This is a genomic window from Paenibacillus sp. FSL H8-0259, assembly GCF_037963255.1.
In the GTDB taxonomy this organism is placed as follows: domain Bacteria; phylum Bacillota; class Bacilli; order Paenibacillales; family Paenibacillaceae; genus Paenibacillus_AQ; species Paenibacillus_AQ phytohabitans.
The window spans coordinates 2457095-2477424 of sequence record NZ_CP150147.1 but is presented as its reverse complement, the minus strand read 5'-3'; the positions used below and the strand labels follow the sequence as shown (position 1 = coordinate 2477424).

The window sequence follows — 20330 nt, the reverse complement described above, 5'->3', positions numbered from 1 at the left end:
ATAACTTACGCTATATCATACCACGACAAGCGAAAAACTGCGCATCTGCCGCCTATTTGCTTTAATTTCAAAAAAACAGCAAGGCTGAGAATACAGCTCCGCAGCCAAGCGGACACCTGTATTCTTTCCTCGCTGCTAACAACGCTAATCAAGTGCTCTTCACTATAAGCTCTCCCCCGTCAGTCACATCAACAATGACCACAGAGAGGGCTTTGCCAAGATCATGCTCATAAGGGGTGACCGGTTCCCCTTCCGGGCCGTTAAGCACACGTACAACGGGTCTGTGCGGTATGCTGGGATCAATCTTGACCACAACACCGCTCTCGCCGGTGCTAAGCTTGACGGTAAGCCCCAGAGGATAGATCGCCACACGGTCTCTGAAAATCTCCAGCTGCTTCTGCTCATACAGCGTGCCGGAGCCGACGTACAGCGCCTCGACCGCCTGATGCGGCAGCATGGCTTTTTTGTATATCCGGTTGGAGGTCATCGCATCATAGGAATCCGCCACACCCAGCCACTTCGCATATTCATGAATCTGCGGACCAGTCAGACCGCGCGGATAGCCGGAACCGTCGATCCGCTCATGATGCTGCAGTGCACAATGGGCCGCGAGCAGCGGGATATTCGGCTCTTCCTTAAGAATCCGGTAACCGATCTCGGTATGCGCCTGCATATGCTTGAATTCATCTTCACTAAGCATCCCGGGCTTCTGAACAATTTTGACCGGAATCTGTGTCTTGCCGATGTCATGCAGCAGCGAACCGAGTCCGATGACCCGCAGTTCTTCCTTGCTGTAGCCATGGGCAATGCCAAGCACCAGTGTGTAGAGGCATACGTTCAGGGAATGCACATACAGATAGTTGTCTGCGGTGTGCATATCCAGCAGCATAATCATCGGATCTTCCTGAGCCGACATATCGTCCAGTATGGAATCCATCACTTTGGAGAATTTCTTATCCAGGTGGTAGAAGCCCTTGGTAATTCCCGAAGCGCCGGACATTTGCTGAAATTGATTTCTGATTACCTTGAGCGCCTGATTTCGCGTCTCATCCTGCAGCATTCCGGGAATCACGACATCTTCCGTGACGGAATCCTCTATATAGATATAGCCGATATCGATCCTAGCGAGCCGCTTGATCAGGGCATCAGTAAGCTCTACTCCATCAGCGAGCAGAACCAGTCCTTCATCATTATAAATTTTTTTACCCAGCTTCATTCCCGCCTGAAGCCGATTCACGGATACTAAACGCACCTTGGCTCACTCCTGCCTTTAACGGTAAATTGCTATTCTGTTTCGGAATCCTTGGGTCAAACGCTGTGCCTATACCGTTACCTTGAGCGACCGGACAAGCGGATGTATGTAAGACTGCCTCTCTTGCCCGGTGATGCTAAGCCGGGTGAGCTTAACGCATAATGAACAGCCAGAAGACAGCCGCAAGTATGAACCGGTAAATCGCGAAATGGGTCGGTCTGATCTTCTGGATCATCCTCATGAACAGAACAACTACCACATAGGACACCACGAAAGAAATCACGAAGCCAATAGCGAAATACCAGATCGTATCATTCGTGAAATTGCGGTAGGAATCCAGCAGTTCATAGCCCGAGGCTGCACACATAATCGGAATCGCGATGAGGAAGGAGAAATCCGCCGAAGCCTTGTAGCTGACCCCGCTGAGCATCCCCCCGGAGATGGTCGAACCGGAACGGGAGAACCCTGGCCAGAGTACGGAAATGATCTGATAGAGCCCGATCGCCAGCGCCTGCCCGTAGGACAGATCATCCAGCTCATGCGCGGTCACGCGAATCTTGCGTTTGTTGACCCATTCCGCGATGATCATCAGAATCCCGCCGGCCACCAGTGCCCAGAGAACCGTAGATGCGCCGAACAGGCTTTTGATGAAATCACGGGCGAAAAAAGCTACGGCGAGCGCAGGCACTATACCCAGCAGCACATGAATCAGGTTCAGGCGTGATGCCGGCATGACTCCGCCTCTGCTTCTGCCGCTGCGGCCGATCCCCAGGAGATTCAGAATCCGCTGGCGGTAGACAATGGCAATGGCCAGAATGGCCCCAAGCTGAATGACAATCTCATACGTCTTCATAATGGAATCCTGCTCGTCAAACCCCAGCAGCTTCGTGGTAAGAATCATGTGTCCCGTTGATGATACCGGAATAAACTCGGTTATTCCTTCTACAATTGCCAGAATTATTGCTGTAATTGTATCCATATAATCCTCCTGATCTAGTCAATGAAACCTGGTGCAGCTATGACTTCTAATGTTTGAATGAATTACGGGATGTATCAGGTGGCCAGGCTCACCCAGCGGGCAACTTCGCTCTCATCGAGACTCCCCGGGCGCTGGAGCTCCATCCGCAGCAGATCGCGCAGAAAATGGGGCAGCAAATATACAGGCTCCCGGCCATTCGCTATACTCTCATACCCTGTGCGGAATGTAAACATATCCAGCGTGCCGACGCTATACTCCCGTTCGTCTTCCAGCTTCTCTCCGCCGACAAAAATCGCAATACCGTTATCATACGGCATGACCCTTGGATCGTACAAGATTTTTAATCCGTCGACAGCCAGACTGCCCAGCATATTCCCCCGGAATCCGTAGCCGTAGATTACCTTGTTGCGGTATTCCTCCATTAGACTCTGTTCCAGCGCAGTGCGGATATCCTTGCCGGTGAGCTGTACAATGCACGGATTAATCGGGGAAGGGCATAGGGCATGCAGCATGCCTGCCGTAATATTGCCCTCCGGCAGGGAGCCGAGCAGCTGCCCGGAATTGACAAGCGAGAAGGAGCTGCCCGTGAAGCGGCGGACAGCCTGTGCCAGCAGGTTGCCAAACGGTGATTCGCCCTGCAGGTCGAGCGGCAGCCCGCGGTCGCTGATGGCAACGGTCTCCAGCAGCACCTCACGGCCGCGCTGCAGGTGAATTGCTGCAGCCGGAGCGATGATCTCTTCAGTCAGCGCGCCATTGACTGCGGTACATTCCCCTTCAGCCAGCCGGAAGGCTCCGTCAGGCTGATCCCGCTCAAATACCAGCCGTCCGAGGTACCGGCCGAATTTGCCGGCGCCGCATACAGCCGTGCCGCCTATCATCTGCGGCTTCTCAAGCATGTGGTGGGTATGTCCGCCCAGAATGGCATGTACACCTTCCAGATTCTCTGCCAGCTTCTGGTCTGCGGGCAGCCCCAGATGAGACAGAATAATTAGGATATCCACTTGCGGTGCCAGCAGTTCACACTGCTCACGCAGCGCTTCTTCAGGGTCCAGCACATCCCAGCCCAGCAGGGAGTAGAAAGAAGTGAACGCTGCCGTGGCACCAGTCAGCCCGATCTTGATCCCGTCCTTCTCCAGGATGGCATGGCGCTGCATCCAATGCGGAGGCTCTCCGGTTGCAGACTCCAGGAAGTTGCAGCACACCACAGGACACTGGATGCCGGTAAATATAGCCGAGAGCATCTCCTGTGAGAAGGTAAGGCCTTCGTTGTTGCCGATAGTTACGGCATCATATCCGGTCAGATTAATAATATCGATGTTAGCCTGCCCCATCGTGCCTTCCGTCTCTACGGCAGCCCTGTCCATATGGTCGCCGATATCCAGCAGCAGCACCGGACCTTCGCCTGCAGCAGCCTTCATTGCAGAAATCTCTGCCGCGACAGGACTCATCATTTCAAAATGGCTATGTATGTCATTGGTATGAAGAATGGTTAATCTTTGCGGCTCAGGCTTCATAAACTTGCTTCCCTCCCACTTGTACAGCCGTTTATAGTGTAAGCGGCAGGCTTGTGCTCTTCTAGAGTTAGCATAACATTTTCAGGCTCATTATGGTATATTGTAATCATTATAAGCTGTCCTAACTTATGTAATTACGAGGTGATTTAATCATGCATGTGTCCATTCGACTGTTTGCGGGTCTGGCCGAAGTCATCGGCTCCTCTACTCTGACATTTCATGCCCATGAGTCGCCTTTGACAGCCGGCAAACTGAAAGAACTGCTCTCCGCTTCGTATCCCGATGCTGCTCCGCAGATCAATGTATCCCTGGTTGCCGTTGACCGGGAATATGCCCCAGATGATACAGAGATTGCCGAAAGCTCCGAGGTGGCATTGATCCCGCCCGTATCCGGCGGAGAACCTGAAGCTGCCGCTGATGAGACAGCAGACGGCCTGTTCAGCATTACGGATCAGCCCTTGAAGGCTGAGCTGCTCCTGGAGAAGGTACAGGATGTTAACCACGGAGCCTCACTCCTCTTTGTCGGCACGACCAGGGAGATGACTGGAGATCAGCAGACAAACGCCCTTCATTATGAAGCTTACGTGCCGATGGCACTGAAGAAGCTGCAGGAGATAGGCCTCGAGATTCAAGAACGCTGGCAGGCTCACTGCGCAATTGCACACCGGATCGGGCTCGTAGGGATCAAAGAAGCCAGTGTTGTCATTGCAGTGTCCGCACCGCATCGCGATACCTGTTATAAGGCCAGCCGTTACGCCATTGAGGCGCTTAAAGCCTCAGTCCCCGTATGGAAAAAGGATATCCGGGATTCAGGCTCACAGTGGCTCGGGAAAGATCCCCAGGCTGAAGAATCCTCCAGCTATAAACAGTACTCCTAAACCATTGAATATTCCCGACTTTGTTGCTATGCTGGAAAAAATCGCTATAGTAAGGTGGCATATTCATTGAGAGTACACGTCATGGATCTAAAACCGGGTGATCATCTGCGGATGGATACCTTCAGCTCACGCGGGCTGCATGTACTCCCCAAAGGATCACGGCTCCAGTTGGAGGAGATCGCCAAGCTGATACAGCATGGCGTAGATTATGTAGATATTGAAACGGTGCAGGAAGAACCCGCACCCTCAAGCAGATCCTCAATCATCCAGGCTGCTTCCGGCAGCTTCGACATCATGATCGATGGTTTTGAATCTCTATATATGGAAGCACTCACTAAGGGAAGCTTCAATCAGTCCGTTGTAGACGATATTCTCCAGCCGACGTTATCCACGCTCGACAAACACAAAGATGTCGTCTCACTCCTTCTGCTGCTTGACCGGGAAGACAATTATACCTACAACCATTCCCTGCAGGTAGGGATGCTATCTTATTATATTGCCTCCTGGCTGGGATATTCCAAGGCGGAGTGTTATGAGATCGGCCGTGCAGGATACCTGATCGATATCGGCAAATGCCGGATCTCCCCTGATATTCTGAACAAACCCGGCAAGCTGACCGCTGCCGAATTCGACGAAATCAAACTACATACAGTTTACGGGCACGAAATCATTCAGAATTCCATGAATGATCCTTTCACAGCTTTAGTCGCCTTGCAGCATCATGAACGTGAAGACGGCTCCGGGTATCCGCACCAGCTTACCAAGAACGATATTCATCCTTATGCCCAGATTGCAGCGGTCGCCGATATATACAGCGCCATGACCTCCCACCGGGTCTACCAGTCCAAGCAGGAGCTGATTTCCGTACTGCGCGAGATCAACTCGCTCAGCTTCGGCAAGCTGAACGGCAAACCGGTACAAGCCTTCATTCAGCATCTAATGCCTAATTTTATCGGCAAACGCGTATTGCTCAGCACCGGAGATATGGGGGTAATTATTATGAACAACCCGCTGGATGTCTTCCGGCCGCTCGTGCAGAGCGAAGGCAAATTCCTTGATCTGTCGCGCGAACGCAAAATTGCGGTCATAGAGATCTATATGGAATAGGCCGGCTACATATACATTCATGCAAAAAGGAGATTCCTGAACCCGGATACGGGTCAGCGAATCTCCTTTTCTTTTAACGCAGGCTATAGCTCTTCACCATTGCTGGCGATGACCTTTTTGTACCAATAGAAAGAGTCTTTCTTCGAACGGTCCAACGTCCCGTTACCGTCATCGTCCAGATCCACGTAGATGAAGCCATAGCGCTTCGACATTTCCGAAGTAGACATACTCACCAGGTCAATCGGTCCCCAGCTTGTATAGCCGATCAGTTCCACACCGTCCATAATGGCTTCCTTCATCTGGGCAATATGCTGTCTTAGATAATCGATGCGGTAGCTGTCATGGATGGAGCCGTCCGGCTCAACCTTGTCATACGCCCCAAGCCCATTTTCAACGATAAACAGCGGTTTCTGGTAACGGTCATACATCGTGTTCAGCATAATCCGCAGCCCGGTCGGGTCGATCTGCCAGCCCCATTCCGAGGCTTTGAGATAAGGATTTCTTATCCCGCCGAACAGATTACCCTGCGCCCGCTCTCCTTCAGGACTAACTGACAGCGTGAGGGTCATATAGTAGCTGAATGCCACATAATCCACCGTGTACTGCTTCAGAAGCTCATCATCGCCCGGCTCTTTGTGAAGTTCAATATTGTGCTCTGCAAAATAACGGTCCATATATTTCGGATATTCGCCGCGTGCATGGACATCGGTAAAGTACAGGTTCAGCTGATTCTCATGCTGGTTCAGCCGCACATCCTCGGGATTACAGGTAGCCGCATAGCTCTCCATCCGCGCCAGCATACAGCCCATCCGGGAACCGGGGATAATCTCATGCACCAGCTTGGTAGCCAGCGAGCTCGCAATGAACTGGTGATGCAGGGCCTGGTATATCGTCTGCAGCTTATTCCCGGCACGGTCAATGACAACACCGCCGCCGGTGAACGGGCTAAGGGTCATCATGTTGATCTCATTGAAGGTGATCCAGTATTTCACTTTATCCTTATAACGCCGGAACACCGTTTCGGCATAGCGGGTGAAGCAGCCCACAAGTTCGCGGGAGGCCCAGCCGTTGTATTTCTGCGTCAGACCGAGCGGGGTTTCGTAATGCGCCAGGGTAACCAGCGGCTCTATCCCGTATTTATGCAGCTCATCGAATACATCGTCGTAGAATTTAAGACCGGCCTCATTCGGCTGGGCATCATCGCCATTCGGATAGATTCGGGCCCAGTTGATCGACAGACGGAACACCTTGAAGCCCATTTCCGCAAATAAAGCGATGTCCTCTTTGTAGCGGTGGTAGAAGTCGACCCCTTCTCGTTTCGGGAAACGTGCGTTGAATTCGCCGGACAGAATTTGCGCGATCCGCTCGGAGCTGATTTCGATGGCATGATCATTGCTACGCTCTGCTTTGGGCACGTAGGCTACCATATCCGCACTGGACAGGCCTTTGCCGCCCTGATCAAAAGCGCCTTCCAGCTGGTTCGCGGCCGTAGCCCCGCCCCACAGGAAGTTATCCGGAAATTTCTGTTTGAAATTAGTCATGTGTATCTCCTTTTTATAAGTCGTAAGTACCTGCTCATTGGAGCACGGGCTCTAGTGTATTAGGGTTAGCAAAGCTTCGCCGTTTGTTACTTCGCTTCCGGTATTCTTCAGAACATCGAGGTATTCTGCCGAGTTGGTGACAATGACCGGAGTCGCTGTTACAAAGCCTGCCGCACGGATAGCTTCCAGGTCAAATTCCAGTAATAGCTGACCCTGCACGACCTTATCTCCCTCTTGTACCTTTTTGTCAAAATGTTTCCCTTTCAACTTCACCGTGTTGACTCCTACATGGATCAACAGCTCTGCGCCGCCATCCGAAGTAATGCCAATCGCATGCCCTGTCGGGAATACCGTGGTTACCGTTCCGTTCACCGGGGAAGTCAGCTTTCCGGAGGACGGCTCGATGACAATGCCTTTACCCATTGCGCCGGAAGCAAAAGCTTCATCGGGCAGACTTTCGAGCGGCTGCAGCGCTCCTGCCAGAGGACTTACCACCATTTCTTTGTCAATCATAGTTGGCGTAGTTGGGTTAACCGGTCCGCTTGAGTTAACAGAAGCTGCTGTATCGGCTGCCGGGTCATCAAACCCAAGCACAAATACCAGAATAGCAGCGAGTACGAAGGCTACAAGTATGCCGATGATTACCCAGATGAATCCGGTTCCGAAATAAGTCGGCAAGGCCAGCAGTCCCGGCAAGGAGAAGGACAGTGCTCTTGCGCCGCCTTGTGCAATAATCGCCCCGCCGATCGCACCGGAGATACAGGCATAGATGAACGGTTTCTTGAGCTTCAGGGTAACCCCGTAGATTGTCGGTTCAGTAATCCCGAAGATGGCTGCCAGTGTGGAAGAACCGGCCAGAGCTTTGAGCTGCGGGTTCCTGGATTTCAGGAATACGCCGAATACTGCACCGGCCTGAGACAGAACTGCTGCGCAGAGTATTGGCAGCATCGTATCATACCCCAGCGTAGCAATGTTGCTGAGCATGATCGGCACAAAGCCCCAATGCACGCCGAAGATCACGAATACCTGCCAGAATGCCCCGGCAATAGCTCCGGCAACCAAAGGACTAAGATTGTACAACCAGGTATAACCGGAAGCCAAACCGTCACTGATCAGTGAGCCTACAGGTCCGAAGGCCAGGAACGTAAGCGGAATTACAATTAGGAGCGCGAACATGGGAACCAGAATATTTCGGACCGATTCATGAATGAACGAACGGAACCATTTCTCCACATAGGATTGTACCCATACCGCCAGAATGATCGGAATTACACTGGAGGAATAGTTAATCAGCACAATCTTGATCCCCAGGAAGTTCAGCGGGTCCGGCGAACCCACAGCAGCAATTACCGAAGGGTATATCAGCGCCCCGGCTACAGCTATGGAGACAAATTGATTGGCTTTGAATTTACGCGCCGCTGTAACTGCCAGGAACACAGGCAGGAAGTAGAACACGCTGTCCGACGCTGCATTGAGAATCAGATACGTACCGCTGGTACCGCTGATCCATTCCAGCGAGAGAATCAGAGCCAGCAGGCCCTTGAGAATCCCTGCGCCGGCGAGCGCCCCGAGAATCGGAGAGAAGATGCTTGAAATAATATCAACCGCTTTGCCGAGTACACTGGTACTTTCGGAGCTGTCGTCATTACCGCTTTTCTCTGCATCCTGCAAAGAGGTTTCCTTCATAATCTGTTCAAACACCTGGCTGACATTATTGCCGATGACGACCTGGAACTGGCCGCTGTTCTCCACCACGGTAATGACTCCCGGCGTTTTTTCAAGCGCTGCTTTATTGGCCTTGCTGTTATCCTTCAATTTGAATCTCAGGCGCGTTGCACAATGGAATACGGAATTCACATTACCTTCTCCGCCAACGAGTGTAATAATCTGTTTGGATAAGTCTTTATTGCTCACTTGGGTATGCTCCTTTATATTTCTCGATTGATTAAACATCGCTGCAGAGGCGGGTTGTGCCAGCAAGTTCTATTATCCCCCCCTGCAAACAAGAAAAACCTGAACTCAGGGCAAAAGGGCGTCAAAAAACGCTAGTTTTGCCATCAGTTCAGGTTTTGCCTGCATTACCAGTTACACCCTGTAAGATGGAAAATATGAAGTTAGAGGGTTCGCTTAGGGAATGTGTTATTCCAGACTGTTACGGTCCGTCACCCGCTGGATGTGAATGGTCAGATAGACATATTCATCCTTGCTTAAGCTCTGGCCATGGGATTTCTCCAGATACTCATTGATCTTGCTTGCACATTCGAAGGCCTTGACATAAGTCTGCCTCACCTGGTTATACAGAAACTCCTCGCCGCTGTTATTGGTCTCCTTCTTCAGGATCCGCATGGAGAAATACTGCAGATGCGTCAGGAACCGCGAGTAATTCAGCGAAGTCTCATCAAGCACCAGCTTGTAGTGATAGGTAACAATATTCAGAATATTCTGCACGATTTCCGTCATCTTGACGGTTGATCTCATCTCATTGCCGCCATCCATTCTGGCATTCACCAGATGCAAGGCAATAAAACCGGCTTCATCTTCACCAAGCGCTAGGCCCGTTGCCTGCTCGATAATCTTAAGGGCATCCAGCCCGATCTCATATTCCTTCTTATAAAAGCGTTTGATTTCGAACAGCATCGCGTTCTTCAGCATGATTCCCTTATCGAAACGCTGCAGCGCAAAATGAATGTGGTCCGTCAGCGTCAGGTACAGGTTATCACTCAGCTCTGTGCCCAGCACCCCGTTCGCATACATCACGATCTCATTGGCCAGCTCCAGATGCACCACTGGAATATCATTCAGCAGCTCCGTCAGCCGTGCCGTGAATTCGTTCTCATTGAGCAGGAAAATCTTGTCCACCTTAGCCGGATCCACATAATCCCCTGCCACCTTGTTGAAGGAAATCCCTCTGCCCATGACAATGACTTCCTTGCCTTTCTGATTCTTGGTCAGAAGTACATTGTTGTTCAGTACCTTCTCGATAATCATCTCTATCTCACCTCCCGCCATATAGTTTGTACAAAAAAAGCCTAAGTTGATCCCAATATCATTAAGAAAATGATACTCGCATCAGCTTAGGCATTGCCCGCGTTACCGGTCACAATCCTGTATTACTGTTATTGTAGCATAAAAAAAAGCGATTTCAAGAACTTTATTTTCCCCGGTTTGAATCCCGGCCTCCAAGGCTAGGCTGATAGCAAAAGATCATTTGGAGGAGATAACCTATGCTTGCAGTTCATCAGCGCCTTGCGGAGCTGTATACTCTTAGTCTGAAGCGGCCGCTGGCCGCAGCGGAACGTGACGAGCAGCAGCACTGCCTTCATGTCAACACGGTGTACTGCTGGGAAATGGCCCGGCTGAATAATGAAGCCATGCTGGCGGCACATACGAAAGACTCTCAGTGGCAGCAGGAGATCAGTGCACAGATGCTGGAGGTCCGGGTAACCGGCAGAGCCGCCAAGCGGCAAGGGTGAATTTCTATAAAAATAACAGCAGCCCTCCCTGCTAATTAAAGTGTGCCGGGGAGGGCTGCTGTCTGTCATTCTGCTATAAGAAGCGGAACTGCGCTTCAATTAAACCGTTATAAATGCCGTCACGCTCGGTAAGCTCGGCGTGATTGCCTTCTTCCTTGATCTCGCCATGATCCAGCACCACAATCTTATCCGCATGGCGGATGGTGGAGAGCCGGTGGGCTACGATGAAGGAGGTCCGGCCCTGAAGCAGCAGCTTCAGCGCTTCCTGGATCTTGATCTCCGTCTCCGTATCGATACTGGCTGTCGCTTCATCCAGAATCAGAATCCGCGGATCGGCGAGCAGCGCCCGGGCGAAGGACAGCAGCTGGCGCTGGCCCATGGACAGTGCGCTGCCGCGCTCTTCAACTTCGGTCTCATAGCCGCCCGGCAGCTTCATAATGAAGTCATGCGCGTCCACTGCCTTGGCAACTTCTTCAATCTCCTCATTTGTAGCATCCAGCCGTCCAAACCGGATATTGTCCCTTATCGTTCCTGAGAAGATGAAGGTATCCTGGAGCACGATCCCGATCTGTTCCCGCAGACTCTGCAGGGTTACATCACGGATATCTCTGCCGTCGATCGTGATGTCGCCACTCTTGATATCATAGAACCGGCCGATGAGGTTGATGATCGTGCTTTTACCGGAGCCGGTATGGCCGACGAGGGCAATCGATTGGCCGGCTTTCACATCGAGATCAATGCCTTTGAGCGCGGCGCGGCCTTTTTCATATTCAAATACGACCTTGTTAAAGTGAATGTCTCCCTGAATCTTGGACAGCGGCGTTGCACCCGGCTTATCCTGAACCGCAGGCTGCTCATCGAGATACTCGAAGATCCGCTCCGAGGAAGCCATGGCTACCAGCAGCTGATTGTACATCTGGCCGAGGCGGTTGATCGGGTCCCAGAAGTTACTGACATACGTACTGAAGGCCACCAGGAAACCAACGGTAAGCTCACCGGACTGGATCAGATAAGCCCCGAACCAGAAGAGGATCATCGTTCCGAAGCCGCCGGTGACTTCAATAATCGGACCGAACGCCTGGTTCATTGCCGAAGCCTTGTTCCAGGATTTCCGGCTGTCCATGTTCATGGCATCGAAATAATGCATATTTTCTTCTTCCTGAGTGTAGGCCTGGGTCACGCGAATCCCCTGAATCGACTCATTCAGATGGGAGTTGATCCGGGAATTCTTCATCCGCACATCCTGCCAGGCGATCCGGATCCGCTGCCGCAGCTTGGTGGAGATCAGGAACATAACCGGTACAGTAATCATTACCGCAAGTCCCAGCTTCCAGTTGATCAGCAGCAGAATGACCATAATGCCGACCAGCTGGACGCAGTCGATCATCAGGTTGACGACCCCGTTCGTGAACAAATCCTGCAGCGAGTTGATATCATTCGTCACCCGAACCAGTACTGATCCGGCCGGTCTTTTGTCGAAGAAGTTGAAGGAGAGCTTCTGAATATGGCGGAACAGATCCGAACGCAGATCATAAATGACCCGTTGCCCGATCACATTCGTATACTTAATCCGGTACACACCGGCGATCCATTGAATCAGATATAGCACAATAACACTGGCTGTCAGCGTGTATAGCAGCGTAAGACTTGAGTTGCCGTCCTCGGGAGCAATCGCCTTATCGATTGCCATACTTGTCAGGAACGGAACCGTCAGCTTCGTCACTGTACCCAGAATCATCATTACCGCGACGAGCGGCAGCATCTGCCTGGCATACGGCTTCATATAGCCGAACAGGCGGGTGAACTGCTTCCAGTCAAAAGCCTTGTCAATCACGTCATCATCCTTGTAGACGAAACGCTCCTCCAAAGTCTGTTCCTCTGCCTTGCTGTTATCCTTCTCTAATGCCGCACTTGCGGTCTGTTTGGATGTCTCAAGATTCATGCCGGATCACCTGCCCCTAGTTCATTATCCCTGGCCAAATAATCGGCATATTGAATCCGGTATACATCCTGGTAAGGTCCCGGAACCTCAATCAGTTCCTTATGCGTACCTTGCTGCACCATCTTCCCTTCATTCATAACTATAATCTGGTCGGCATGGCGCAGAGAGGATATCCGGTGGGCAATGATCAAGGTTGTACGTCCGCGCATAACCTCCTGGAATCCTGCCTGAATCTCATGCTCCGTCTCCATGTCGACCGCGCTGGTCGCATCATCCAGAATGAGAATCCGCGGGTTCTTCAGCAGCGCGCGGGCAATGGCAATCCGCTGCTTTTGTCCGCCGGAGAGGCCCATCCCGCGTTCACCTACCACGGTATCATAGCCCTCCGGCATCTCCATAATGAACTCATGCGCCTTCGCCAGCTCGGCGGCACGGATGATTTCATCCATGCTGACATTTTTGAGTCCATAGGAGATATTATTGCGGATCGAGGAGGAGAACAGGAACGTCTCCTGGAACACCGTCGAGATCTGTGCCCGCAGACTGCGGACCTGGAATTCACGGATATCCACCCCATCGAGCTTGATACTTCCTTGATTCACATCATAAGCGCGCATCATCAATTGGGTAATGGTGGATTTCCCGGAGCCGGTTCCTCCCAGGAATCCGATGACCGCACCTGGCTCAGCATGGAAGTGAATATCCTTGACTGCCGGCATCTTGTTCCCGTAAGCAAAAGTAACATGATCGAAATCCACTTCGCCTTTCACTTCGGACGGTACAAGCTCACTTGCGTTCTCTTTATCCTTCACATCAATCTGCTGATTAAGGACTTGAAGCACGCGTTCTCCCGATGCCTTGGACTGGGTATAGTTGTTGATTTGGAAGCCAAGGCCCCATACCGGGCCGATAATATACCAGATCAGGCTGAAGAAAGCGACGAGTTCTCCGAGCGACATATGCTTGTTAATGACCAGTGTACCGCCAACCCCCAGCAATATCGCTACACTGACCGAAGCGAGCAGCTCCATCACAGGGAAGAATTTACTCCATAGTTCGGCGGCAAAAATCTGATTATCCTTATAACGTTCATTACGGTGTGAGAACTTCTCAACTTCGTAAGCCTCTCTGGCAAACGATTTGACTGTTCTCACCCCGGTGACATTCTCCTGTACAGCCGTTGTCAGGGAGCTTAACGCCAGACGCATCTCCTGAAAGGCCGGGTGAATCTTGGATTCGAATCTGAGTGCAACTACAGCCAGGAACGGCATAGTGATCAGAGTAACCAGCGTAAGCTGCCAGTTGATTGTGAACATCATGATGGAACCGAACAAAACCATGAAAAACACATTCAGCAATTGGGCAAATCCGAAGCCGATGAACATCCGGATCGCTTCCAAATCCCCGGTCAGCCGGGACATCAGGTCACCTGTCTTCGCCGTATCATAGTAACGGAAGGACAGGAATTGCAGCTTCTCATAGCAGGCATTGCGCAGCCGGTAGGCCAGAAAATTCCCCAGCCGTCCACCGAAGAAGCCATGGGCAAATTGCAGGCAGGCCTTAACAATAATTACAGCAAGCACACTAAGAGCGAGTACGGGCACCTCAGTAAACTTTAGGGGAACAATAACATCATCAATCAATCTCCTTAACAAATTGGGGGTAATAAGCCCCACTGCAGTTGCGGCCGCCAAACATATAATCGACAGAATCAAATAGTGCAGTTTCTCCCGATAAAAGCCCCGCAGTTGCCTGAGAACATCCATATCTCTCCTCCTTAAAGCTTTACGAAGTAAAGCTACTTCGTAAGCATGGTCTTAGCTTTACGAAGTATAACCCGCTTCGTAAGCATGGTCTTAGCCCCAAACCTCACATCTTAAGCCACCTTTTTATGCGCTTTCAATTTAGGGACTTTAAGCAGTTTATCACCCATGATTTAATGCGGCAAAGGGGAGAAATGAGCATTTTCCTTGTTTTTTCGGAAAAAACTAGGCTTAAGCAGGTAGTAAAGCCCTCCCATAGCTTTAATTCCTCCTATTTCCTCGTAAATACTGCTCAATTAAGATATAGCAAGATTCAACCCTGCGAAACTGCTTTTTGGCCGTCCGTTAAAAGGAATATTATGTATTAATATTACAAAAGCGTCGCTGTAAGCCTTTAACGGCCCCCTTCCTGCCTGAGGCGGACTGACATTCCGCTAATCGTGCAAATCAGGAGAATTCGCCTGTCACCCGGACTCACATTCCTTTATTTGATCGCGCGCCCCTCCTTTCAGGCGCGAAAATACAATATAACGGAATCTCAGTCCGTTTCAGCGACAATATGGGTCATTTTGAACAAATAAGCGCTTCTCAGTCCACTTCATCGTGACTACACACACAATCATCGTGTCTACACACAAAAAAACACAAGCAGCAGAGCATAACAGCTATGCTCCGGTGCTTGCGCTAATTCGCTAAGTCTATCCGCTAACCCTATTAGTAAAACTTATTCAAAATCTCTTTACGCCATTTGCCTGAACATTAATCCTAATCCTTAACCGGCTTGTAGCTGGCAACAACCACACCCGGGGAGAATCTCAGGGTATCTGTCAAGTGCAGTCCCTGCTCCTTAAGTCCTTCACCGAATAGCCGTTTGCCGCTGCCAAGCAGCACCGGGAATACCATCAGGCGGAATTCATCCACAAGACCCAGGCTGATCAGGCTCTGGACCAGCGTACAGCTGCCGAATACCAGAATATCTCGGCCCGGCTGCTGCTTAAGCTTATTAATCTCCTCCAGCAGGTTGTCCTTAATGAGACTTGAATTGTTCCAGGTGACTTCGGAGAGCGTTGTGGAGACGACATGTTTGGCATAACCGTTCATCATCTCGCCGTATTCCCCGGTCTGCTCCAGCATATTGGGCCAGGCAGCAGCAAATGCCTCATACGTCACACGGCCCAGCAGCAGAGCATCGGCATCCTTCAATTCACCGAACTTGTATTTCTCCTGTTCTTCACTACCATAGGCGAAAGTCCACTGCGGATTCTCCATTACTCCATCCAGCGTCATAAACTCTGATACGACCAATTTTCTCATCGGGGCCTCCTTAAGACCGGAAAGATATAACTTACACGGTTGCTCCTGTGTCCACTACATTATTTCACATTGTATAATTCCCCATACCACATAAAAATGCCCACAGATCTTAGACAATATTGCGTCAAGAATCTGTGGGCACGTACTGGATATTGCGTGTTTATAATCGAAGATCGAAGCTCCTGTTAACCGATGGAGCCTTCCATCTCGAATTTAATCAATCTGTTCATCTCTACCGCGTATTCCATCGGCAGCTCTTTGGTGAACGGTTCGATGAAGCCCATAACGATCATTTGCGTAGCTTCAGCTTCAGTCAGGCCGCGGCTCTGGAGATAGAACAGCTGCTCTTCAGAGACCTTGGATACTGTAGCTTCATGCTCAAGCACAATGTTATCATTCATGATCTCATTGTAAGGAATCGTGTCCGAGGTGGACTCGTTATCCAGAATAAGCGTATCACATTTGATATTGGATTTCGCGCCTTCTGCCTGACGGCCGAAGGAAGCGAGTCCGCGGTAAGTCACCTTGCCGCCGTGCTTGCTGATCGACTTGGAGACGATCGTGGACGTGGTATCAGGTGCCAGATGAATCATCTTGGCGCCGGCATCCTGATGCTGGTTCTTACCCGCAACCGCAATGGACAATACGGAACCTTTGGCTCCACGGCCCTTAAGCACGACTGCCGGATATTTCATCGTCAGCTTGGAACCGATGTTGCCGTCAACCCATTCCATTGTCGCATTCTCTTCAGCAACCGCACGTTTGGTTACCAGGTTGTAGATATTCGGTGCCCAGTTCTGAATGGTTGTGTAACGCACACGCGCATTCTTCATGCACAGGATTTCAACGACTGCACTATGCAGGGAGTTGGTGCTATAGATCGGAGCCGTACAGCCCTCAACATAATGCACGAAGCTGTCTTCATCTGCGAGAATCAGGGTCCGCTCGAATTGTCCCATGTTCTCGGAGTTGATACGGAAGTACGCCTGCAAAGGCACTTCACATTTCACACCCTTCGGAACATAGATGAAGCTGCCGCCGGACCACACTGCACTGTTAAGTGCGGCGAACTTGTTATCTGCCGGAGGAATGATGGTACCGAAGAACTTCTTGAACAGCTCAGGGTGATCACGAAGTGCAGAATCCGTATCTGTGAAGATTACACCTTGATCCTCAAGGTTCTTCTGCATGCTGTGGTATACAACCTCAGATTCATACTGTGCCGAGACACCGGCAAGGAATTTCTGCTCCGCTTCGGGAATACCCAGCTTATCGAAGGTTTCCTTGATCTCGGAAGGCACTTCTTCCCACGTCTTACCCTGCTTCTCCGAAGGTCTTACATAATATTGAATGTCCTCGAAATCCAGATCGTCCAGATTGCCGCCCCACTTAGGCATCGGCATCTTGCGGAACTGCTCCAGGGATTTCAGACGGAAATTAAGCATCCATTCCGGTTCATTCTTAATTGCGGAGATTTCCCGGACAATTTCTTCCGTGAGTCCTTTACCAGACTGAAATATCGATTTGTGCTCATCACGGAATCCATACTGGTACTCTTCCATATCAGGCGCTTTCTTAGCCATGGTGTCAGCCTCCTTGTTTCTAATGTTGTGGGTGATTCTCTTCCGTATCTATGCCTTTGCGTAGCGCGTTCCAGGCCAGTGTGGCACATTTGATCCGCGCCGGAAATTTATTAACACCGGACAGGGCTTCAATATCTTCGTAGTCTCCGAAATCTGCTTCTTCACCCTTCATCAGAGAGGAGAAGCTGTCCGCCAGTTCAAGCGCATGCGCTACAGTCTGACCTTTGACCGCTTCCGTCATCATCGAAGCCGACGACATGCTGATTGAACAGCCTTCGCCGCTATAACGGGCGTCCTTGACGACGCCGTCCTCTACCTTAAGCTGAAGCGTAATGCGGTCGCCGCAGGTAGGGTTGTTCAGCTCAATCTTGAGTGCATCATCTTCGAATGAACCACGGTTCCGGGGATTTTTGTAATGATCCATAATTACGCGTCTATATAAGTCATCCAAGTTCATAGGCGAAATACTCCTTTGCCTTGATTAAGCCTTGAACCAGCGAATCTACATCCTGTTCCGTATTATACAGGTAGAAGCTGGCCCGGGCTGTAGAGCTGACCTCCAGCCAGCGCATCAGCGGCTGGCAGCAATGATGTCCGGCGCGGACAGCAATGCCCTCCGCATCCAGCACCGTAGCTACGTCATGCGGATGGACATCGCCAAGATTGAAGGTTACTACTCCTACCTGGCGGTTCCGTGGGCCGTAGATCGTCAGATCACTGATCTCTGACAGCCGCTCCTCCGCATACGCCGCAAGCTGCATCTCATGGCGGTGAATATTATCCAGTCCAACCTCCTGCAGGAAATCAATTGCTGCTCCCAGTCCAACGGCACCCGCAATAATCGGTGTCCCGCCTTCGAACTTCCAGGGCAGCTCTTTCCAGGTCGATTCGTACAGGCCTACATCATCAATCATCTCGCCGCCGAACTCGACAGGCTCCATGGCCTCCAGCAGTGCCTTCTTACCGTACAAAGCGCCGATTCCGGTAGGGGCGAGCATCTTGTGACCGGACAGTGCATAGAAGTCACAGTCCAGATCCTGCACATCCACCTTCATATGCGGTGTGCTCTGTGCTCCGTCCACCACGATTACAGCACCGTTGCGGTGAGCAATTGCTGCAAGCTCTTTGATAGGATGGGTAATCCCCATAACATTGGATACATACGCGATAGCTACGATCTTGGTCTGAGCCGTAATCGTCTTCTCGGCATCCTCCAGTGTCACTGTACCATCCTTCTGCAAAGGAAGGAATTTCAGGGTTGCCCCTGTCTTCTTGGCCAGCTGCTGCCAGGGAATGAAATTGCTGTGATGCTCCATCTGGGTAATTACGATCTCATCGCCCTCTTGCAGGACGGAAGGTCCATAAGATGAAGCTACAATATTAAGTGCACTTGTAGTACCGCGTGTGAAAATAATTTCCTTGGTGCTGCGGGCATTAATGAACTTAGCCAGCTTCTCGCGGGCGCCTTCGTAAGCATCGGTTGCCCGGCTGCCCAGTGTGTGCACCCCGCGGTGAACATTGGCGTTATCCCATTCATAATAAGACTTGACCGCCTCAATGACCTGGCGCGGCTTCTGTGAAGTTGCCGCGCTGTCCAGATACACCAGCGGGTGTCCGTTAATATTCTGATTTAAGATGGGAAATTGCTCCCGAACTCCGCTGCTAATCATTGGCCTAACTTCCTTTCCACAAGAGATTGGAGCTGATTGCGCAGTCCCTCCAGTGGAATTTGCGACACAACAGGAGCCAGGAAGCCGTATATGATCAGTGTTTCTGCGTCATGCCGCGTAATTCCCCGGGACATCAGGTAATAGACTTGCTCGTAATTGACCTGTCCTACGGAAGCGGCATGGCCTGCAGTTACATCATCTTCATCTATAAGGAGGATCGGGTTGGCGTCGCCGCGTGCTTTGGGACTCAGCATCAGAACCTTCTCAGTCTGCTGTCCGTCCGCTCTTGTCGCACCTTTCTCGATTTTCGTAATTCCGTTAATAATGGAAGTGGCCGAATCCCGCATCACTGCGCGGGTAATCATATCACTCGGAGTGTTTCTGCCAAAATGCTGAGCCTGCGTAGTGTAGCTCAGCTTCTGCGAACCGGTACCTACAGCAATTACTTTGGCATCCGAGCTTGAGCCGTTACCCTTCAGCACAGACTTGGTGTCGCTGGCGGTATCGCCATAGTTCATCTCACCGATGATCCATTCGATCGTTCCGTCATTCTCCACTACCGCACGGCGGTAGGTAACATCCGTGGTGTCTTGCCCAAGCTGATGCACCGTGGCATAGCGTACTGTGGCACCTGCGCCTACAAATACCTCAACGGCCCCATTATGCAGACCCGCTTCGGACTTATCTGATACATAGTTATCCACGTAGGTTAATGAACTATTACTATCGGCAACAATCAGAATATGCGGAACAAATGCAGCCTCGGCATCATCCGTTAACAGCACCGCCTGCAGCGGGGTTTCGATGATGACATTCTTCGGAACATAGAGGAATACCCCGCCGTTCCACAGCGCTGCATGCAGTGCGGCGATGGAATGCTCTTCAGGCAATACTGCCTTATGCAGATAACGCTGCACCAGATCTCCATGCTCTCTGACTGCTGTCTGCAGATCGGTGAATATCACGCCTTGCGCAGCCAGCTCAGGAGCCAGACGGGCATATACGGCTCCCGAATTGCGCTGAATGATCAGGCTGCCTTCCTCCTGATCCTTAATCAGATCGGCAATTGAAGCAGGTGCTTCGCCAAGAGATGTGAAAGTTTGGCTTGCCTTGTACTCTCCGTAGTTGTTAATGTTCCAGCGGTCAATCCGTGTCTTCTCCAGCTTCGGCAGGGCAAGCTCAGCGGCAAGCTCCAGTGCCTTCAAGCGGCTGTCCTTCAGCCAGCCCGGTTCGCCGCTGCTCTGCGATAATTCGCCGAGCTTCAGGGCATCCACGGGAAGAATGGTTTGCGTCGTCATAAGTGGTTTCCTCCTT

16 protein-coding genes are annotated in these 20330 nt (G+C 51.2%); 3 read left to right on the top strand and 13 right to left on the bottom strand.

What is annotated here, in order from left to right; translation table 11 throughout:
- Window positions 1-148 precede the first annotated feature (148 nt).
- The 3 genes from NSU01_RS10440 to NSU01_RS10430 form a co-directional block, all read right to left on the bottom strand.
- Entirely contained in the window at window positions 149-1252 is a 1104-nt protein-coding gene (locus tag NSU01_RS10440; RefSeq protein WP_042135295.1) for an HD-GYP domain-containing protein, read from the bottom strand.
- Between the two features lie 151 nt (window positions 1253-1403).
- On the bottom strand, window positions 1404-2231 hold the full coding sequence (locus NSU01_RS10435) for an undecaprenyl-diphosphate phosphatase (RefSeq protein ID WP_042135294.1): 828 nt from the start codon (window positions 2229-2231) through the stop codon (window positions 1404-1406).
- Window positions 2232-2305: 74 nt separating this feature from the next.
- Window positions 2306-3745: a bifunctional UDP-sugar hydrolase/5'-nucleotidase gene (locus tag NSU01_RS10430; protein ID WP_076242708.1), complete on the bottom strand. Its 1440-nt coding sequence runs from the start codon at window positions 3743-3745 to the stop codon at window positions 2306-2308.
- 152 nt (window positions 3746-3897) lie between these two features.
- Between NSU01_RS10430 and NSU01_RS10425 the strand changes: the two genes are divergently transcribed.
- Together NSU01_RS10425 and NSU01_RS10420 are read left to right on the top strand one after the other, a co-directional pair.
- Complete coding sequence (locus tag NSU01_RS10425) at window positions 3898-4623, top strand: molybdenum cofactor biosynthesis protein MoaE (RefSeq protein ID WP_076242707.1); 726 nt, start codon at window positions 3898-3900, stop codon at window positions 4621-4623.
- 66 nt (window positions 4624-4689) lie between these two features.
- Window positions 4690-5730 carry an HD-GYP domain-containing protein gene (locus NSU01_RS10420; RefSeq protein ID WP_042135288.1) on the top strand — a complete coding sequence of 347 codons (1041 nt, stop codon included), beginning with the start codon at window positions 4690-4692 and terminating at the stop codon, window positions 5728-5730.
- Between the two features lie 83 nt (window positions 5731-5813).
- Here NSU01_RS10420 and NSU01_RS10415 read toward each other — a convergent pair whose 3' ends face one another.
- The 3 genes from NSU01_RS10415 to NSU01_RS10405 form a co-directional block, all read right to left on the bottom strand.
- Window positions 5814-7271: a 6-phospho-beta-glucosidase gene (locus tag NSU01_RS10415; protein ID WP_039300205.1), complete on the bottom strand. Its 1458-nt coding sequence runs from the start codon at window positions 7269-7271 to the stop codon at window positions 5814-5816.
- A gap of 51 nt (window positions 7272-7322) precedes the next feature.
- Entirely contained in the window at window positions 7323-9185 is a 1863-nt protein-coding gene (locus NSU01_RS10410; protein ID WP_076242706.1) for a beta-glucoside-specific PTS transporter subunit IIABC, read from the bottom strand.
- 225 nt (window positions 9186-9410) lie between these two features.
- On the bottom strand, window positions 9411-10259 hold the full coding sequence (locus NSU01_RS10405; protein ID WP_042135285.1) for a PRD domain-containing protein: 849 nt from the start codon (window positions 10257-10259) through the stop codon (window positions 9411-9413).
- A gap of 236 nt (window positions 10260-10495) precedes the next feature.
- On the opposite strand from NSU01_RS10405, the gene NSU01_RS10400 reads away from it, so the two are divergent.
- Window positions 10496-10744 carry a hypothetical protein gene (locus NSU01_RS10400; protein ID WP_039300213.1) on the top strand — a complete coding sequence of 83 codons (249 nt, stop codon included), beginning with the start codon at window positions 10496-10498 and terminating at the stop codon, window positions 10742-10744.
- A gap of 73 nt (window positions 10745-10817) precedes the next feature.
- Here NSU01_RS10400 and NSU01_RS10395 read toward each other — a convergent pair whose 3' ends face one another.
- From NSU01_RS10395 to sufD, 7 genes are all read right to left on the bottom strand, one after another.
- Complete coding sequence (locus NSU01_RS10395) at window positions 10818-12686, bottom strand: ABC transporter ATP-binding protein (protein WP_081969908.1); 1869 nt, start codon at window positions 12684-12686, stop codon at window positions 10818-10820.
- Window positions 12683-14452: an ABC transporter ATP-binding protein gene (locus tag NSU01_RS10390; protein WP_039300219.1), complete on the bottom strand. Its 1770-nt coding sequence runs from the start codon at window positions 14450-14452 to the stop codon at window positions 12683-12685. The genes NSU01_RS10395 and NSU01_RS10390 overlap by 4 nt, the downstream gene beginning before the upstream one ends.
- A 762-nt stretch (window positions 14453-15214) precedes the next feature.
- Window positions 15215-15763 (bottom strand): dihydrofolate reductase family protein, encoded by a 549-nt coding sequence (locus NSU01_RS10385; protein ID WP_076242705.1) that lies wholly within the window; start codon window positions 15761-15763, stop codon window positions 15215-15217.
- A 185-nt stretch (window positions 15764-15948) separates the two neighbouring features.
- Window positions 15949-17346 (bottom strand): Fe-S cluster assembly protein SufB, encoded by a 1398-nt coding sequence (gene sufB / locus NSU01_RS10380; RefSeq protein WP_042135281.1) that lies wholly within the window; start codon window positions 17344-17346, stop codon window positions 15949-15951.
- 19 nt (window positions 17347-17365) lie between these two features.
- On the bottom strand, window positions 17366-17803 hold the full coding sequence (sufU, locus tag NSU01_RS10375; protein WP_042135279.1) for a Fe-S cluster assembly sulfur transfer protein SufU: 438 nt from the start codon (window positions 17801-17803) through the stop codon (window positions 17366-17368).
- On the bottom strand, window positions 17790-19016 hold the full coding sequence (locus tag NSU01_RS10370; RefSeq protein ID WP_076242704.1) for a cysteine desulfurase: 1227 nt from the start codon (window positions 19014-19016) through the stop codon (window positions 17790-17792). Before NSU01_RS10370 ends, sufU begins: the two co-directional genes overlap by 14 nt.
- Window positions 19013-20314: a Fe-S cluster assembly protein SufD gene (gene sufD / locus NSU01_RS10365; protein WP_076242703.1), complete on the bottom strand. Its 1302-nt coding sequence runs from the start codon at window positions 20312-20314 to the stop codon at window positions 19013-19015. Before sufD ends, NSU01_RS10370 begins: the two co-directional genes overlap by 4 nt.
- Window positions 20315-20330: the final 16 nt, after the last annotated feature.

Bases quoted from the DNA above. Each gene is read 5' to 3' on its own strand.
- NSU01_RS10395 (WP_081969908.1), bottom strand. From the start codon at position 12,686: ATGAATCTTGAGACATCCAAACAGACCGCAAGTGCGGCATTAGAGAAG.
- sufB (WP_042135281.1), bottom strand. From the start codon at position 17,346: ATGGCTAAGAAAGCGCCTGATATGGAAGAGTACCAGTATGGATTCCGT.
- NSU01_RS10400 (WP_039300213.1), top strand. From the start codon at position 10,496: ATGCTTGCAGTTCATCAGCGCCTTGCGGAGCTGTATACTCTTAGTCTG.
- sufU (WP_042135279.1), bottom strand. From the start codon at position 17,803: ATGAACTTGGATGACTTATATAGACGCGTAATTATGGATCATTACAAA.
- NSU01_RS10430 (WP_076242708.1), bottom strand. From the start codon at position 3,745: ATGAAGCCTGAGCCGCAAAGATTAACCATTCTTCATACCAATGACATA.
- NSU01_RS10390 (WP_039300219.1), bottom strand. From the start codon at position 14,452: ATGGATGTTCTCAGGCAACTGCGGGGCTTTTATCGGGAGAAACTGCAC.
- NSU01_RS10425 (WP_076242707.1), top strand. From the start codon at position 3,898: ATGCATGTGTCCATTCGACTGTTTGCGGGTCTGGCCGAAGTCATCGGC.
- NSU01_RS10385 (WP_076242705.1), bottom strand. From the start codon at position 15,763: ATGAGAAAATTGGTCGTATCAGAGTTTATGACGCTGGATGGAGTAATG.
- sufD (WP_076242703.1), bottom strand. From the start codon at position 20,314: ATGACGACGCAAACCATTCTTCCCGTGGATGCCCTGAAGCTCGGCGAA.
- NSU01_RS10370 (WP_076242704.1), bottom strand. From the start codon at position 19,016: ATGATTAGCAGCGGAGTTCGGGAGCAATTTCCCATCTTAAATCAGAAT.
- NSU01_RS10435 (WP_042135294.1), bottom strand. From the start codon at position 2,231: ATGGATACAATTACAGCAATAATTCTGGCAATTGTAGAAGGAATAACC.
- NSU01_RS10405 (WP_042135285.1), bottom strand. From the start codon at position 10,259: ATGATTATCGAGAAGGTACTGAACAACAATGTACTTCTGACCAAGAAT.
- NSU01_RS10415 (WP_039300205.1), bottom strand. From the start codon at position 7,271: ATGACTAATTTCAAACAGAAATTTCCGGATAACTTCCTGTGGGGCGGG.